The 16,007-nt window shown below is 47.9% G+C and carries 14 protein-coding genes and 1 pseudogene; 9 read left to right on the top strand and 6 right to left on the bottom strand.

The window, feature by feature from the left end; genetic code table 11:
• Positions 1-46: 46 nt before the first annotated feature.
• Positions 47-1,027, bottom strand: a complete 981-nt coding sequence (gene rpoS, locus QLH52_RS20710; protein ID WP_033156312.1) for an RNA polymerase sigma factor RpoS — start codon at positions 1,025-1,027, stop codon at positions 47-49.
• Positions 1,028-1,513: 486 nt separating this feature from the next.
• Positions 1,514-1,993 (bottom strand): DnaJ domain-containing protein, encoded by a 480-nt coding sequence (locus QLH52_RS20705; RefSeq protein WP_319962805.1) that lies wholly within the window; start codon positions 1,991-1,993, stop codon positions 1,514-1,516.
• A gap of 89 nt (positions 1,994-2,082) precedes the next feature.
• On the opposite strand from QLH52_RS20705, the gene mobB reads away from it, so the two are divergent.
• Together mobB and moeA are read left to right on the top strand one after the other, a co-directional pair.
• Positions 2,083-2,607, top strand: a complete 525-nt coding sequence (gene mobB, locus QLH52_RS20700; RefSeq protein ID WP_319962804.1) for a molybdopterin-guanine dinucleotide biosynthesis protein B — start codon at positions 2,083-2,085, stop codon at positions 2,605-2,607.
• On the top strand, positions 2,600-3,844 hold the full coding sequence (moeA, locus tag QLH52_RS20695; protein ID WP_319962803.1) for a molybdopterin molybdotransferase MoeA: 1,245 nt from the start codon (positions 2,600-2,602) through the stop codon (positions 3,842-3,844). Before mobB ends, moeA begins: the two co-directional genes overlap by 8 nt.
• A 113-nt stretch (positions 3,845-3,957) precedes the next feature.
• Here the strand turns inward: moeA and QLH52_RS20690 are convergent, their stop codons facing one another.
• From QLH52_RS20690 to QLH52_RS20680, 3 genes are read right to left on the bottom strand one after another with little or no spacing between them, the layout of a single operon-like run.
• Positions 3,958-4,686: a DUF3581 domain-containing protein gene (locus tag QLH52_RS20690; protein ID WP_171695482.1), complete on the bottom strand. Its 729-nt coding sequence runs from the start codon at positions 4,684-4,686 to the stop codon at positions 3,958-3,960.
• Between the two features lie 15 nt (positions 4,687-4,701).
• Positions 4,702-5,025, bottom strand: coding sequence for a rhodanese-like domain-containing protein (locus QLH52_RS20685; RefSeq protein WP_033156317.1), 324 nt, complete (start codon positions 5,023-5,025; stop codon positions 4,702-4,704).
• On the bottom strand, positions 5,016-6,179 hold the full coding sequence (locus tag QLH52_RS20680) for a pyridoxal phosphate-dependent aminotransferase (protein WP_319962802.1): 1,164 nt from the start codon (positions 6,177-6,179) through the stop codon (positions 5,016-5,018). The genes QLH52_RS20685 and QLH52_RS20680 overlap by 10 nt, the downstream gene beginning before the upstream one ends.
• A gap of 110 nt (positions 6,180-6,289) precedes the next feature.
• Here QLH52_RS20680 and dksA point away from each other — a divergent pair, with 110 nt between their 5' ends.
• From dksA to QLH52_RS20660, 4 genes are read left to right on the top strand one after another with little or no spacing between them, the layout of a single operon-like run.
• The gene (gene dksA, locus QLH52_RS20675) at positions 6,290-6,721 is read left to right on the top strand and encodes an RNA polymerase-binding protein DksA (protein ID WP_033156319.1); all 432 of its coding nucleotides are present in this window, start codon (positions 6,290-6,292) and stop codon (positions 6,719-6,721) included.
• Positions 6,712-7,617, top strand: a complete 906-nt coding sequence (gene gluQRS, locus QLH52_RS20670) for a tRNA glutamyl-Q(34) synthetase GluQRS (RefSeq protein WP_319962840.1) — start codon at positions 6,712-6,714, stop codon at positions 7,615-7,617. The genes dksA and gluQRS overlap by 10 nt, the downstream gene beginning before the upstream one ends.
• A 26-nt stretch (positions 7,618-7,643) precedes the next feature.
• Positions 7,644-9,584, top strand: coding sequence for an acetate--CoA ligase (gene acs / locus QLH52_RS20665; RefSeq protein WP_319962801.1), 1,941 nt, complete (start codon positions 7,644-7,646; stop codon positions 9,582-9,584).
• A 1-nt stretch (position 9,585) separates the two neighbouring features.
• Positions 9,586-10,476, top strand: coding sequence for a DMT family transporter (locus QLH52_RS20660; protein ID WP_319962800.1), 891 nt, complete (start codon positions 9,586-9,588; stop codon positions 10,474-10,476).
• 25 nt (positions 10,477-10,501) lie between these two features.
• Here the strand turns inward: QLH52_RS20660 and QLH52_RS20655 are convergent.
• Positions 10,502-10,792, bottom strand: a pseudogene (locus QLH52_RS20655) (UTP--glucose-1-phosphate uridylyltransferase); the annotation flags it as partial.
• Positions 10,793-11,146: 354 nt separating this feature from the next.
• Here QLH52_RS20655 and QLH52_RS20650 point away from each other — a divergent pair.
• The 3 genes from QLH52_RS20650 to QLH52_RS20640 all read left to right on the top strand — a co-directional run bounded on the left by QLH52_RS20650 (position 11,147) and on the right by QLH52_RS20640 (position 15,915).
• Positions 11,147-12,670 carry a DUF4301 family protein gene (locus tag QLH52_RS20650; protein WP_319962798.1) on the top strand — a complete coding sequence of 508 codons (1,524 nt, stop codon included), beginning with the start codon at positions 11,147-11,149 and terminating at the stop codon, positions 12,668-12,670.
• A gap of 333 nt (positions 12,671-13,003) precedes the next feature.
• Positions 13,004-14,323 carry a TolC family outer membrane protein gene (locus QLH52_RS20645; protein ID WP_319962797.1) on the top strand — a complete coding sequence of 440 codons (1,320 nt, stop codon included), beginning with the start codon at positions 13,004-13,006 and terminating at the stop codon, positions 14,321-14,323.
• Between the two features lie 752 nt (positions 14,324-15,075).
• Positions 15,076-15,915: a type I restriction enzyme HsdR N-terminal domain-containing protein gene (locus tag QLH52_RS20640; RefSeq protein ID WP_319962796.1), complete on the top strand. Its 840-nt coding sequence runs from the start codon at positions 15,076-15,078 to the stop codon at positions 15,913-15,915.
• The last annotated feature ends 92 nt before the right edge of the window (positions 15,916-16,007 follow it).

Here is a 16,007-nt window from a genome sequence, read left to right as displayed (position 1 = left end):
TGACAAAGTCGCACTACTCTGGTTTGCCGCCTGTTAAATTTTAGTATTAGCTAAAAATCGATTCGAACGAATAGCCACTACTTTCAAGAATTTCTTTGAGACGCTTCAAACCGTCCATTTGTATCTGCCTGACTCTTTCCCGAGTGACACCCAATTCTAGCGCCACCTGTTCCAGAGTTGCGTTTTCGAAGCCGCAAAGACCATATCTGCGGCATATTACTTCGCGCTGTTTTTCGGCAAGCTGATAGACCCAGTAGGTGACGTTATTTTGGATAAAGTCGTCTTGCAAGATTTCAGCAGGATTACGGCTTTCTTCTTCGGAAATTGTCTCAAGTAGGGGTTTGTCAAAATCCTTACCGAATGACACATCAACAGATGTGACGCGCTCGTTGAGTTTCAGCATTTTACTGACGGTTTTAGCCGGTTTATCAAGATGCCGCGCAATCTCGTCGACAGTCGGCTCGTGATCAAGCTGTTGCGCTAAATTCCGCTGCGCTTTCAAATAAATGTTCATTTCTTTAACAATATGAATCGGCAGGCGAATAGTTCTAGTCTGATTCATGATTGCACGCTCTATGGTCTGCCTGATCCACCAGGTTGCGTAGGTTGAAAATCTGAAGCCACGATCAGGATCAAACTTTTCCACTGCGCGGATCAGCCCCAAATTACCTTCTTCGATTAAATCGAGTAAAGGGAGCCCGCGATTTAAATAACGCCTGGAAATTTTCACAACCAGACGTAAATTGCTTTCGATCATAATTTTTCGGGCTTGTGGATCGCCCTGTTGAGTTCGTCTGCCGTAGATTTTTTCTTCATCCGCAGTTAACAGTTGGGATTTACTGAGTTCATTAAGATACGCTCGGGTGGCATCGAAAGTACTCTCATTTTGCGATTCGTTACTTTCTATTTCGGCCAGCTTAAAGGTTTCGTTCGGATCGATTTCGACAACTTCTTCATCGACATCATCAAAAGAAATGAAATCTGGAATATCCATATCTTTAATTACATCTATCGTTTCTTCCATCATGATTAATCTCCCAGGTATTTTGGCTTGCTGAATCGTTTATTTTTATTGGTACGTGTCTCGCCAGATAACTATTAATCCCTTAAAACTATTTAAATGCAGATAAGATTGAAACCCAACAACGGAACCGATATTGCTCACTGCCAAAACCAATTAAGTCAATAGGCCAATCTTAACGACATCATGCCTCTTCGTGTATTTCCGATCCGATCTAATCGAGGGCATTAACCTTAACGGCGAGTGCCAGTATAACTTTAAAAGATTTATCTTATAAATTGAATTTACTGATATTTTTGTGGTCCACATCTCTTTTTTGATTTTTATTCACAGCGACCTCCCAGGTCATTTTTGCGACTAAAATCAGCAAGATCAAACTAAAATTCGAACCACTTCTAAATTATGAAAATAAGAAAGTGATGCGTATCACATATATTTAAAAGAACTGCAAGAACATACAATTCTGAAAGGAGCTTTTTCTGATCGTGCTTCTCAACGACCTAACAATGTTTTTTTGGCTTGATTAATTTGGGCCGCCAAATAATCTGAACCGCCTCGATCAGGATGAAAGCGCGAAATGAGTTTACGGTGGGCCTGAATAATTTCTTCTTCCGTGGCGCCGGGATTAAGCCCCAAAACCTCAAAAGCTTCAGTTGTTGTCATACCCGCTTGTCGAGATGGCCCAGGACCAGGCTTACCATATTGCGGATTGCCGGCTTTGAACCGCAACCAAATGCTATGAAGCTGAGGCGCGTACCTTAATATTAGCGGCATCGAGCGCACTAAAAACGCGAATATTACGCCAAATATCGCCAGCAGACCGCTAAGTTTTCCACTCAGCATCAGTACAAGCAAAATCAGCGCAATCGCAACCCAGGCCAGTTGTTTAAGTCGTTTGCTGCGCATTTCGGCTGGTAGCTTCATAAATCCCGGCAGCATTAAAACTGCCAGTACCAATGCCAACAATATCACTATTCGTATCACCCGCACTCCAAACGCTTTAACCGACGAGCGCCATAATAACTTAGAATACGGCCAGTTCGACAAATGTAGAGAAGTCCATGTCCACCCCTTCAGTCCTCGGCTTCGCGGCCGCCAGCGGCACCGGCAAAACCAGTTTATTGACAAAACTTATCCCGATACTGAAAGCACATAATCTGCAAATCGGTGTAATCAAACACAGTCATCACGACTTCGAGATTGATCAACCCGGCAAAGATAGTTTTCGGCTACGCGAAGCGGGAGCCACTCCGGTTATGCTGGTTTCCCGACACCGGCGTGCGGTAATCAGCGAATTGTCGGCAGATGGCGATATTTCGCTGACTGAACAGCTTGCCTTGTTTCCCAATGCAGGCCTGGATTTGATTTTAGTGGAAGGATTCAGGCACGAGAGCTACCCCAAAATTGAGCTGTGCAGACCAAGCCTAGGCAAGCCGCTGCTTTACCCTGAAGACTCCTCGATTATCGCGATAGCAAGCGATCAACCACTCTTAACACCACCCGGCTTACCGTGCCTTGATCTAAACGATGCAGAGGCCGTAGCCAAATTCATTATCGAAATCTTTTTGAAGCGCCCACGTGACTAACATCTGCTACCCTAACAAACACGAGTTATTGAGCGTCGAACAGGCGCTATTGGAAATCCGCAAAACGATTGAGACCGTCAACGAAAGCGAGCATGTCGATTTGCCGCAGGCACTGGGCCGGGTACTTTCCGAGAGCGTGGTGTCTCCTATAGACATTCCATCTCAACGCACGGCGGCCATGGACGGCTACGCATTTGCTGCTGGCGATGTAGCTGCCGGGCAAGCGGCTAAATTGCAAGTAATCGGCATCGCATGGGCCGGACGGCCGTTCTTGGCGCAGCAGACGCCGAGCCAATGCGTCAGAATTTTTACCGGGGCGGTAGTCCCGGAATTTGCGGACAGCGTTATTGCTCAAGAACAAATTGAAATCGATGGTGACACCGTATCACTTCCCCTCGACTGGCAGCCGTATAAAAATATTCGTGCAGCCGGCAGTGACGTTAAACAGCATGAAGAATTAATTGCCGCACCGAAAAAGCTGACAGCTCGCGATCTAAGTCTATTGGCCGCCGCCGGCATCGAAAAAATCAGCGTAAAACGCAAACTCAACATTGGCTATTTTTCGACTGGTGATGAATTGGTCGCACTCGGAGAACCGCTAGCTGTTGGCCAAATCTATGACAGCAACCGCTATTTATTAGCCGGACTGCTATCCGACCCAAACCACACAGTCTCGGACTTGGGCATCGTCGCAGACGATCCATTGAAACTCGAACAAACTTTCAAGGACGCAGCCCAGCACTATGACGTCATCATTTCCACCGGCGGAGCATCGGTTGGCGATGCGGATTTTGTTAAACAAACGTTGGAAAAATGCGGGCAGGTTAACTTCTGGAAACTGGCAATCAAACCCGGTAAACCGCTGGCTTTTGGCAAAATCGGAAGCTGCTGGTTTTTCGGCTTGCCCGGCAATCCGGTTGCCGTATTGGTCACTTACGAGAAATTCGTAAAGCCGGGTTTGGAACAGCTTGCCGGCTTACCTGCCAGACAAGCATTGCGCTTACGAGTCCGATGCGACAGCCGGTTAAAAAAATCGCCAGGGCGGCAGGAATATCAACGCGGCATCCTGTACCAGCAGGCTGGAGGAGAATTAGCCGTCCGTCTTGCCGGTCAACAAGATTCTCATCAACTAAAAGTAGCCAGTCAGTCCAACTGTTTTATTGTGCTGAATGCCGATAGTACGGGTATAGATGCTGGAGAAATGGTGACAGTAGAGCCATTTTCTGCGGAGTTATAAACAGCTGAATTCCCCCACCCAGGTAACAGCCGGAGTGCTCTGTGCGCTCCGGTTGGAAAACTCGAAACTCAAACAAATTGCCAGCCCATGCATGCGAACGGCAGAATATCTGATTACGCGGTGGCTTCCGCAAGATTACCTAAATAGCCATGTTTTCTAGCCAGATACTCGTCTACAAAGGCTTGCATCGGTTCGGCTTCATATTCGCGTAAACCGCTGACCGCTAGCTTCTTGAATCCGGAACCAACCACTTCGTCACCGCATTTAATTTGGAAATAAAGATACGCGGTGGCACGCTTGCCGTTGACTTCCATTTTCGGTTCCAGCATTTCCAGACGCGGTTCGTGAAAGTCCATCCGGTTTAAGCTCAAGGTCATGCTTTCATAGATCACCAAAGGCCGGTCGATATTGAACATGACTTGCTCTTTAGCCAACAAAGGTACCAGCACATAAGGAAAGTTCTGCCCGGAAAACGCCACGTAGTCACGAATTAACGCTTCGATTAAAGCCGGATCGCGGATCACATCGCCGGAGCGCTCGATCTGCAAATAAGTCTTGCCTTGGTTATCGGTCACATCGATTTTTTCGGCGTCGTCATCGGGAAAATTCAACAACACGCCATGACCGACCATCCCGGAAAAAATGAAGTGCATGTTTCGGCTAAGGCCGTATTTGTCCAACACTAACGAGAATAATAAATCGCCCGGCACGCAAAAACGTTTTGCGTCTTCGTCGTGCAAGGGGTTGAAGTCATGGGCGACTTCCTTGGCAAACATACTGGCCTGCGCGGCGCTGATGGCGACACTGCCATCCTGAATGGCATAGTACTCTTTTAGAAACATAGCTTTATTAATTGTTTAGTAACGAGGAACAGACGGATCGCAAATCACGGACCAGGCGTCGATGCCGCCCTTCAAGTTGAACAATCTTTGCAGTCCGGAATGCTGCAAAAAATGGCAGGCTTGCTGGCTACGCATACCGTGATGACAAATCACCACCACGTCTCGGTCAGCCGGCACTTCGTCGAAGCGCGCGGGTATTTGTTGCAGAGGTATTAACACGCTACCGGCTATCTTGGCATAGGCAAATTCGTGGGGCTCCCTGACGTCCAGTAAAAATACCGACGGATCGTCTTGCAAATGTTGTTTTAGCTGCTCTGGCGTGTATTGGTTTATGGGCATATGAATCTTTCCAGTCTTTGAAGCGCGGCGGCCATTCTATCGATTGAGGCGGTATATGCAAATCGAATGTGCTTGTGAGCCAAATACTGGCCAAAGTCTTTGCCTGGCGTTACCGCCACCCCTTCCTGTTCGAGCAGCTGCTTGGCAAACTCAAAACTATCGTCGGTAAACGCACTGCAATCTGCGTAAATATAAAAGGCCCCTTGTGGTTTGCAGGCAATTTTAAAACCCAGCCGTAACAGGTTGTCGTAAAGAAAATCCCGGCGTTTCTCAAACTCGTCACGGCGGCGATGCAATTCCGCCATATTTTCAGCGCTGAAACAGGCCAAAGCCGCGTATTGTGAATGGGTAGGTGTGGAGATAAAAATGTTTTGCGCCAGTTTTTCCACCGCATCGATAAAATCTTCCGGCACGATCAACCAACCGATACGCCAGCCGGTCATACCAAAGAACTTGGAAAAGCTGTTGATGATAAATACGTCATCGCTGAACGCCAAAGCGCTGCTGACGGTTTCGCCGTAAACCAAGCCGTGGTAAATCTCGTCCGAGTAAAAACAGCCCCCTAAAGCATGCGTCTGCTGAATAGCAGCGCGTAGCGCATCGTTACCGATGATGGTACCGGTCGGATTGGACGGCGAAGCGACTAATACGCCTTTGCTGGCTGGCTGCCAGTGCTGTCGAATCAATTCGGCATTGAGTTGATAAGCTGTTTCGGCGCCAACATTCACGAACTGAGTCTTACCGTCGAACAATTGCACGAAATTATCGTTACAGGGATAACACGGATCGGCCATCAAGATTTGCTCGCCCGGATTCAAACTAATCCCAAACGCCAGCAAAAACGCGCCGGACGCACCGGGGGTAATGAAAACCCGTTTGGGGTCCAGTTTTACCCCGTATTCTGCTTGGTAATAATCGGCAATGCTTTGGCGCAATTCCGGCAATCCGGCCGCGGCGGTGTATTTGACTTCCCTACCCTGCATGAACGCATTTCCAGCCGCTAATATCGCCGGCGGGGTTTCGAAATCCGGCTCGCCGATTTCCATGTGAATAATATCCCGGCCTTCTTGTTCCAGCTGCTTGGCGCGCTGTAATAATTCCATCACATAAAATGAGCTGATGCCGCGCATTCGCTCGGCGACGTGGTGTTTCATGTCCAAATTCCGTTAGTAGAAAGCGCCTTCATAATAACAAACTTCTTGCTTGGCCCCGGCTATTCTGTTAAAAAGCCCCGATTTTTTTATAGACCGCCAGGAGTCATTGGATGAACAATACTAACCCTGCCGCATCGGAATTTACTTTTAAGCCTTATGAGGAAAAAGAAGGCGAAGAGTACATGAACGAGGCGCAGTTGAGCCATTTTTCCGCCATCTTAAATAAATGGAAGTCCGAATTAATGATGGAAGTGGATCGCACCGTCCACCACATGCAGGACGAAGCGGCCAACTTTCCGGATCCCAACGACCGGGCTACGCAGGAATCAGAGTTCAGCCTTGAGCTGCGCACCCGCGACCGCGAACGTAAGCTGATCAAGAAGATCGACGAATCCCTTAAGGAAATTGAGTCCGGAAACTACGGCTATTGCGAAACCTGCGGTATCGAGATTGGTATTCGACGTCTGGAAGCCCGTCCAACAGCTACCCTGTGCATCGATTGCAAAACGCTCGATGAAATCAGGGAAAAACAATTGGGTTAACTCTGCCCACAGCAACATCTTATATCGGCCGGTTTGCGCCCTCGCCTACCGGCCCACTTCACCTCGGTTCTCTATACACCGCACTTGCCAGCTATCTGGATGCCCGTCAGCATAAAGGGCTATGGATGTTACGCATCGACGATCTCGATACGCCGCGCAATATGCCGGGAGCCAGCGACGCGATTCTGAATTGCCTGCAAAGCTTCGGCTTGTATTGGGACAGCGAAGTGGATTATCAAAGCCATCATCTTGAGCAATACGAGCAGGCCATTGTCGAATTGCAAATGCAGCAGGCGCTTTACCCTTGCACCTGTAGCCGCAGCTTATTGGCAAATTCGCCTTTGATTTATCCGGGCCACTGCCGCACCAACCCGCAATCGACTGATGCGCCACACGCACTACGAGTAAAAACGGCGGATATTTCGACGCGCTTTGTTGATGACTTGCAGGGGGAAATCAGCCAAAATCTGGCCAGCAAGCATGGCGACTTTATCGTCAAACGCAAGGATGGCATCATTGCTTACCAATTAGCTTGTGTTGTTGACGACCAACGGCAAAAGGTCAATCGGGTGGTGAGAGGTTACGATTTATTGGGTTCCACCCCTAAACAGCTGTATTTACAGCATTTGCTGGGTTACCCGACGCCGCAATACATGCATATTCCGCTGATTGTCGACCAAGAAGGCCATAAGCTGAGTAAGCAGACCCGAGCGCAAGCCGTCAATCCCAATCAAGCCGGACCAACCTTGTTTCTGCTGCTAACCTTACTCAAGCAAAATCCACCACCCGATTTGCGGCTGGCCGCAATCGACAGTATCCTGGAATGGGCCATCGAACACTGGCAAGCCGAGCGTTTGACGAGCACCCAAGCCGTTTCTGCCTTACAACACAGTTAATAACGTTCAAAGAAGGAGGTTACGTTATGTCAGACCAAAAAATTTATCCGGTTAATCCGCAGATTGCCGCCAACGCGCATATCGACAGTGCCGAGTACCAGCGTCTATATCAGCAGTCGATAAACGAACCGGAAACTTTTTGGGCTGAACAGGCCGCCGCATTTTTGGACTGGCATCAGCCTTGGCAGCAGGTACTGCAATACGACTACCCCAAGGGCGAAATACAGTGGTTTCTAGGCGGCAAACTCAATGTCACCGTCAACTGCCTGGACCGACACCTGGAAAAACGCGGCGACCAGGTAGCGATCATTTGGGAAGGCGACGACCCGGCGCATGATCGTCAACTGACCTACCGAGAATTACACACCCAAGTTTGCCAATTCGCCAACGTCCTGAAAGCCCATGGCGTACAAAAGGGCGACAGAGTCTGTATCTATCTGCCGATGATCGCGGAAGCGGCGGTAGTTATTTTAGCCTGCGCGCGCATCGGCGCGGTGCATTCCATCGTCTTCGGCGGCTTTTCGGCCGATGCCTTACGTGATCGCGTCATCGACGCCGATTGCCGGGTCTTGATCTGCGCCGACGAGAGCTTTCGCGGCGGCAAAATTGTGCATTCTAAATTGAATGTCGATAAAGCCGCCAAGCAATGCCCCAACTTGCATACCGTGATAGTGATCAAGCATACCGGCCATGACATCCCCTGGACCACAGGCCGCGACATTGATTATCGCGAAGCGATGCAATCCGCATCGACCGATTGCGAACCGGTGATGATGGACGCCGAAGATCCTTTGTTCATCTTGTATACCTCCGGTTCTACCGGCCAACCGAAGGGAGTGCTGCACAGCACCGGCGGTTATTTGCTGTATGCGGCCATGACCCATAAATACGTGTTCGATTATCAGGAAGGCGAGATTTATTGGTGCACGGCCGACATAGGCTGGATCACCGGCCATTCTTACGTGTTATACGGCCCATTATGCAATGGCGCCACCAGCTTGATGTTTGAGGGCGTACCGACCTACCCGCACCCGGACCGCTTCTGGCAAGTGATCGACAAACATCAGGTTAATATTTTTTACACCGCGCCAACCGCAATCAGAGCGTTGATGGCCCAGGGCGACGATTTTGTCACCCGCACCAACCGCAGCTCATTACGTATACTTGGCAGCGTTGGCGAACCAATCAATCCGGAAGCCTGGGAATGGTATTACCAGGTAGTTGGTAGTACACGTTGCCCGATCGTAGACACGTGGTGGCAAACCGAAACTGGCGGCATTCTCATCACCCCCTTACCGGGCGCGATACCGTTAAAACCCGGCTCAGCCACATTGCCGTTTTTCGGCGTAAAGCCGGCGATACTCGATCCGGATGGCAATATCCTGCAAGGCGAAGCGGAAGGCGTACTGGTGTTGACCCGTCCTTGGCCTGGGCAAGCACGCACCGTTTATGGCGACCATGCGCGCTTTATCGACACTTATTTCGCCAAGTTCCCCGGCTATTATTTCGCCGGTGACGGTGCCCGCCGCGACAAAGACGGCTATTACTGGATTACCGGCCGCATCGATGACGTGCTGAACGTCTGCGGCCACCGCTTGGGCACAGCAGAGATCGAAAGCGCGTTAGTATTACACGACTTGGTAGCCGAGGCTGCGGTGGTCGGCTTCCCGCATCCGATCAAAGGCCAGGGCATTTATGCGTATGTGACTTTAAACGTGGGTATCGAGGGCAACAGCAGCCTGAAAGGCGAGTTGAAAGACTTGGTACGCGAGGAAATCAGCGCTATCGCCCTACCCGATCTGATTCAATGGGCACCCGGTCTACCCAAGACCCGTTCCGGCAAAATCATGCGCCGCATCTTGCGCAAAATCGCCGCCAATGAATTTCACGATCTTGGTGATACCTCAACCTTGGCCGATCCTTCGGTCGTTGAGCAATTGATCGCCAACCGTCTGAAATTGCCTTAAGGTGAAAACACGGCTGGCTTTAGCCTATTTCGGTGTCATTCTGGTCTGGACTACCACACCGCTGGCAATCAAATGGAGCAGCATCGGCGTCAGCTTCGTCTTCGGGGCGATGGCAAGAATGAGCACCGGACTGGCTTGCCTACTGCTGTTATTGTTGCTTTTGCGCCGGCGTTTGCCTCTCAACCGCCCTGCTTTGATCACTTATCTGGCAGTGGCGATACAGCTTTACGGCAGCATGTTGATCACCTATTGGTCCGCGCAATTCGTGCCATCCGGCTGGATCTCGGTAATTTTCGGATTAAGCCCGTTCATGACCGCTTTTATGGCGGCGGCATATTTGCAGGAACGCAGCCTGGGTTGGGGTAAATTATTCGCTTATAGTTTGGGTATGGGCGGGCTGGTGGTCATGTTCAGCTCAGCGCTGGAATTGGATGAACTCGCTCTGCAAGGCCTGATCGGCGTGCTGGTGGCTACCTTCATCCACGCGGCCAGCGCGGTGTGGGTCAAGCAGATTGACGCACGTCTACCGGCTTTACAATTGGTTACAGGTGGATTGTTAATCGCGGTGCCCTTGTATTTCGGCACCTGGTATTGGTCGGATGGCGGCTTATTGCCGGAAAATATTCCACAGCAAACCCTGTATTCCATTGCTTATCTTGGCGTGATTGCCACCACCCTGGGTTTTGCATTGTATTATTTTGTGTTGGCCAACATGCAAGCCACCAATGTGGCGATGATGAATCTGATGACACCGGTAATGTCCTTGGTGCTGGGTTATAGCGTCAACCAGGAACCGTTGACGATAAAAACCATGGCCGGCACCGCACTGATTATGTGCGCACTATTGATTTACGAAATCGTCAATCGCCGGCAACAACGGAATGGCGGGTAATCGCCATTCCGTTGTTGCCGGCGAACTAAATTTTGCTAACGCGCTGCTGCATGTACGCGGCAAATTTTGATTTAATTTCCGGGTGCAGCAAACCGTATTCAACATTAGCCAACAAGAAACCGAATTTTGATCCGCAATCGTAGCGATTACCTGCAAATTCGTAAGACAGCACTTGCTCGTCTTTCATCAACGCGGCAATCGCATCGGTCAATTGAATTTCGCCGCCTGCGCAACGGCCGGTATTTTCGATTTTTCCAAAAATCGCCGGGGTCAGAATATAACGACCAACAACAGTGATGTTAGACGGCGCCACTTCATTTTGTTTAGTTCCAAAGCTGATGCATTGTTACCATATGATTATAATAAAGAGTTATGCCGAACGGTAACTCATACGGGAATCAATCGGGTATCAGTGTTTATAACGTGGGGACGATTTTGGTAAAGGCTACGGAGTCGGACACCACAACCACAATCCCCACTATGGGCAGATCAATGCCCTGCTTCGGCGGCAAAGAGGATTTCTTTGATCACGGCGGTTATCTGCAGCATTGGCTTGCCGCTATTTTCTCATCTGATGATTTGTTCGAGGCACCCAAATGTAGCTGTACTTTTGTCCTATAATTAACTGTGCAGATAAATATTACAAAATTTTCAACATCAAAATTACAATATGATGCTATCAAATAACGATTTACAGCAAATTAGCGAAAAATGTATTTCAGAATCACAAATTGTTTATCAGCTTAAAAGTTTTGAAACGGGTTTCCCGTTTTTGAAAATTATTAATGCTGCATCACCAGAGCAGGGTATTACCATTGCTTCGGATGCACAAATTAATGAGTTGTTGGAAATATGGGATGCTTATTTAAAAACCGATGCTTCAATACTCAAATTTGTTCCTGCATCGGGTGCGGCCAGTCGTATGTTTAAAGATTTATATGAGTTTTTGGATGCCGATTATGCCGAACCGAAAAAACCTGCTGAAATTAAATTTATTACTGAAATTAAAAACTTCGCTTTTTACGATGCTTTGAACGAATGTTGTTTGAAAAATAATAATAAAACCATTGATGATTTGATTGAAAATAGAGAGACGAAAGCTATAGTGTCTAATTTATTAAACAGTAATGGCTTGAATTATGGTGCTTTGCCTAAAGGCTTACTTTTATTTCACACATATAACAACGAAAAACGTACTTCGCTACAGGAGCATTTGGTGGAAGGTGGATTGTATGCTTCTAATGCATCGAATGAAGTAAATATTCATTTCACAGTTTCAACTGAACACCGTCAACTGTTTGAAAAACATGTAAATGATACGCTTCCTGAATACGAAAATGTACTGGGTAAAAAATTCAACATCAGTTTCTCAGAACAAAAGCCATCGACTGACACTATAGCTGTCGACGAACAAAATCAACCATTTCGCGAAAATGGAAAATTAGTTTTTCGTCCCGGAGGACATGGCGCTCTTATTGAAAATCTTAACGATTTGAATGCAGATGTGATTTTTATTAAGAATATTGATAATGTGGTTCCTGATTCGCTCAAAAGCCAAACAGTTAAATATAAGAAAGCTATTGCAGGTTTATTGATTAAACTTCAACAAAAAGCGTTTGAAAATCTTCAATTATTGGAGAAAGAGAATATTTCTATTTCAAGCTTACATGAAATTTCCCTGTTTTGCGAAAAGGAACTTAATAATATCCACCCTGAAATTAACAAATTGAATGAAAGTAAATTAAAACAGTATCTGAAGTCAAAACTAAATCGTCCGATTAGGGTTTGTGGCATGGTTAAAAATACCGGAGAGCCTGGTGGCGGCCCTTTTCTTACTGTAAATGCAGACGGAACCGTATCTACTCAAATTCTCGAAAGTTCGCAAATTGATTTATCAAATCCGATTGAAAAAGCTAAAATGATGAATTCAACACATTTTAATCCTGTTGATTTGGTCTGTGGAGTGAAAAACTATAAAGGCGAAAAATTTAATCTTTTACATTATGTCGACAACCAAACCGGATTTATTTCATCGAAATCGAAGGGCGGTAAAGAATTGAAAGCTTTAGAGTTGCCCGGACTTTGGAATGGAGCCATGAGCGATTGGAATACAATTTTTGTTGAAGTTCCTATCGAAACATTTAATCCGGTAAAAACAGTGAACGATTTGCTTCGTCCTGAACATCAAAAATAAGATAATTTGTTTTAAATTAAAATTATTTAATCATATTTATTCAAAAGGTTTATCACATTTTTTGTAATGAACTTTGTTATCTGCATACTTATTTTCCCGATGCAGTTTCTTTGGAAACATGGCGAATTTAAAAGTGAAGTGCGCGATCTTTCTTTAACCTGCAGTTGCTATTTTCTACTCCGTATAGGTTAGGATGATCAGTTCCTTAAGGTTTTACTTTGACGAACGGATGATGTGTGCCTAACCTTATGGCAAAATTAAATAAGCACTGTAAGGTCTTTATTTTAGGCGATAATGTAAGTTTATTCCCAACTCTCAGCACGAGATATAGCAATGATAAGACTGTTATGCACCTTTTTGGTAGCATTGATACCGGTAAAACCGGCTTTTAGCCAGGACTTGCTGGAAACCTATCAGTTGGCGAAAGCTAATGATCCGGAATTTAAAAGCTCGGATATCAATAAGCTTGCTACCGCCGAGATCAAGTCGCAAAGCATCGCGCAGATGTTGCCCAATCTTACCTTTAGCGCCAACAGCAGCCGCAATCGTCTGGAAAGTACCAGCTTTTTGGGAACCACATTGCAGCATTACTGGGACAGCAAATTGGGTATTAATTTGAAACAACCGGTGTTTCATTGGGACCATTGGGTGCAGCTCGATCAAGCCGATAACAAAATTGCTCAGGCGGAAGCGCAATTCCAGGCCAAACAACAAAGCCTGATCCGCAGAACCGCCGAAGCGTACTTCAATATATTGGCCGCGCAAGATAATCTGGAATTCGCCAACTCGGAAAAGAAAGCCATTGAAAAACAATTGGAACAGGCCAAGCAGCGTTTCGACGTCGGCATCATCGCCATCACCGATGTCTATGAAGCCCAAGCCGGTTATGATAGGGCCTTGGCCAGCGAGATCGAAGCACAAAACCTTTTGGATAACAGCAAGGAAGCCTTGCGGGAAATCATAGGCGAGAATGCCGCCGAACTGAACAGTTTGCAGGCGCAAATCCCGCTCAGCCCGCCCGCACCCGAGGACTTGGCGTCCTGGTCGAATACGGCGGAGAACAATAATTTCTCTATCGTCGCCCAAATTAATCAAGCCGAATACGTCCGCAAAAACATCGAATTACAACAATCCAAACATCTGCCCACCCTCGACATCGTCGCCCAATACAGCGAAATGGACACTGGCAACCGCTACGGCTTGCGCGGCGACAATGAAAGTTTTGGATTGCAACTCAATCTGCCTTTATACGAAGGCGGCGGCACCTCTTCCCGCAGCCGCCAAGCGGCCTACGAGTACGAAGCCGCCAAGGAAGATTTGACCAAAATAAAACGCAGCATCAATCGGGGCGTTAAAGACGCATTTCGCGGCGTGGTGTCCAGCATCAGCCGGGTCAAAGCACTAGACGCCACCAGCAAATCCGCCGAAATGGCCGTGGAAGCTGCCGAAGCCGGTTTTGAAGTGGGCACCCGCACCATGGTGGACGTACTCACTGAGCAACGTAATTTATATAAAGCCAAGAGCGATTACGCCAGAAGCCGCTACGACTATCTGATTAACGGCATCAAACTCAAGGAAGCGGCCGGCAGCCTGAATGAGCAGGACCTGGAACAAATCAATCAATATCTGCAGGGAACATTGAGTAAGAACTAGCCCACTCGTGGACTGCTAGAAGCCGCTCGTTAACATCGCCGGTTTTGCCGCTCCCAATGCCGGGCGTTATTAGCTCAGCCATGTTCTTATCATTAATGTCCAGCCAAAAGCAGCCGTAGACAGAAGGCTTGATCTACGTCACAAGGTTAAGCCTTAAGGGTGCGGGCAAGCTACTCCTATCTCAGTGCCACAGTAGCTAACCATGACGGGAGTTAAGATACAAGGGTGTGGTGAGTTTACAAACCGCACCAATCGCGAACGATGCGGTGCATGCTGTTTACGGCATCCTACGGCCCTTCGGCTTTAGTGACCGTAGTGGAATGGAAGCCGATTGATAGCGGTATGATTGCACGACCAGGGTAGGTCTTGCGTAGCCTCGATGCAGCGTTAGCGGAATCGAGGGTGTCTGCCATTCGTCATCAGACTATTGATCCGGCCTCATGAACTTTTAATATCCGTACGCCTTGAGTTTGTCGAAAGGCTGCTTGTGCTTCTACAAGCTAAGCACGAACGGTTAAAACATTTAAGGGCCGGATCAATAACATCGTCAAAGTGTAAGGGTGTTAGCCTTCGAATCCTCGATTCCATCGAGGCTACTTGCTTCTTGTTTGCGAAACACGAGTGAGCTAGCAGCGGGATGCATGAGCTCAGGTAGCAGCCGCCGATTGCGTTTCGCAATTTGTAGGAGTCACGGCTAACATGCAGAACATTTAAACCCGGTAGTCAGACCACACGCATCGGAGAAAACCATCATGAACCCGCTTTTGTCCGGTTCGCTCGACGTCGACATGCTACTAGTGTCGAAACAATCGGAGCCGCTTACACCCGAAAAAGTCGATACGTTGCGACACATACAAAACTACGATGTCTCGAAGTTTAACGAAGCCGAGGTGCGCTCTTACATCATCGATCCGATGTTGCGAGTCTTGGGGTATGACAAAGGAACGCCTTTCTCGACCAGTCTCGAGCGCCAACTAACCTTTGCGGGACAAACGCGCCGGTCCGACTACCACGTTCATTTGTGGGATGAGAACTTTTGGTTGTTGGAAGCAAAGCGACCACAGATCGGCATCTCCTCATTCGGCTACGAAGACTTCTCTCAGGCGTTGGAGTACTCGGTTCACCCCAGTGTGAATGCAGCCTTGATCGTGCTATGCGACGGGTTAAAGCTTGAAATCTTTGATCGTGAGGTAGACGTCGAAAATCCGGTTCTGCGCGTCGAGATAAAAAACCTCGTAGCCGAATTCGACAAGGTGAGAGCGATACTCGAACCAATGCAGGTTTGGTTCTTTCAAAAGCGACGTATCATTCGTCTGCTGGATCGCGTCTTCGACAAAGAGTTCGTCATGAATCGGGTCGAGGAATTTTCGGACCTGCTGCAACGCAGGCTCCGTGCCAAGCAGAACACGATAGTTGAGAACTTCCGCAAAACGGTGAAGCCAGACTCCGACGCGCAACGAGAGAAGGCTCAGTCGGCATCGTTGCCCGAGCTCACCGAACTTTACATGAAGTTCGATTTTCCTATTCCCGTCGACAATGCAGTGAACAGGCGGCTCATAGAGCTTAGGATTCCGCCAAAAATAACTTCCTGAAATTAGTTGGTTTGAGGAATAGCCCGATAGTTCCAGCGCGGTAGATGTTCGTCGAAAACGATCCGCATGTTTTCAATGAAATCTGCAGCGCA

This window comes from Methylomonas defluvii (assembly GCF_033949435.1).
Classification (GTDB): Bacteria; Pseudomonadota; Gammaproteobacteria; order Methylococcales; family Methylomonadaceae; genus Methylomonas; species Methylomonas defluvii.
This window is presented reverse-complemented; position numbering and strand designations above follow the sequence as displayed.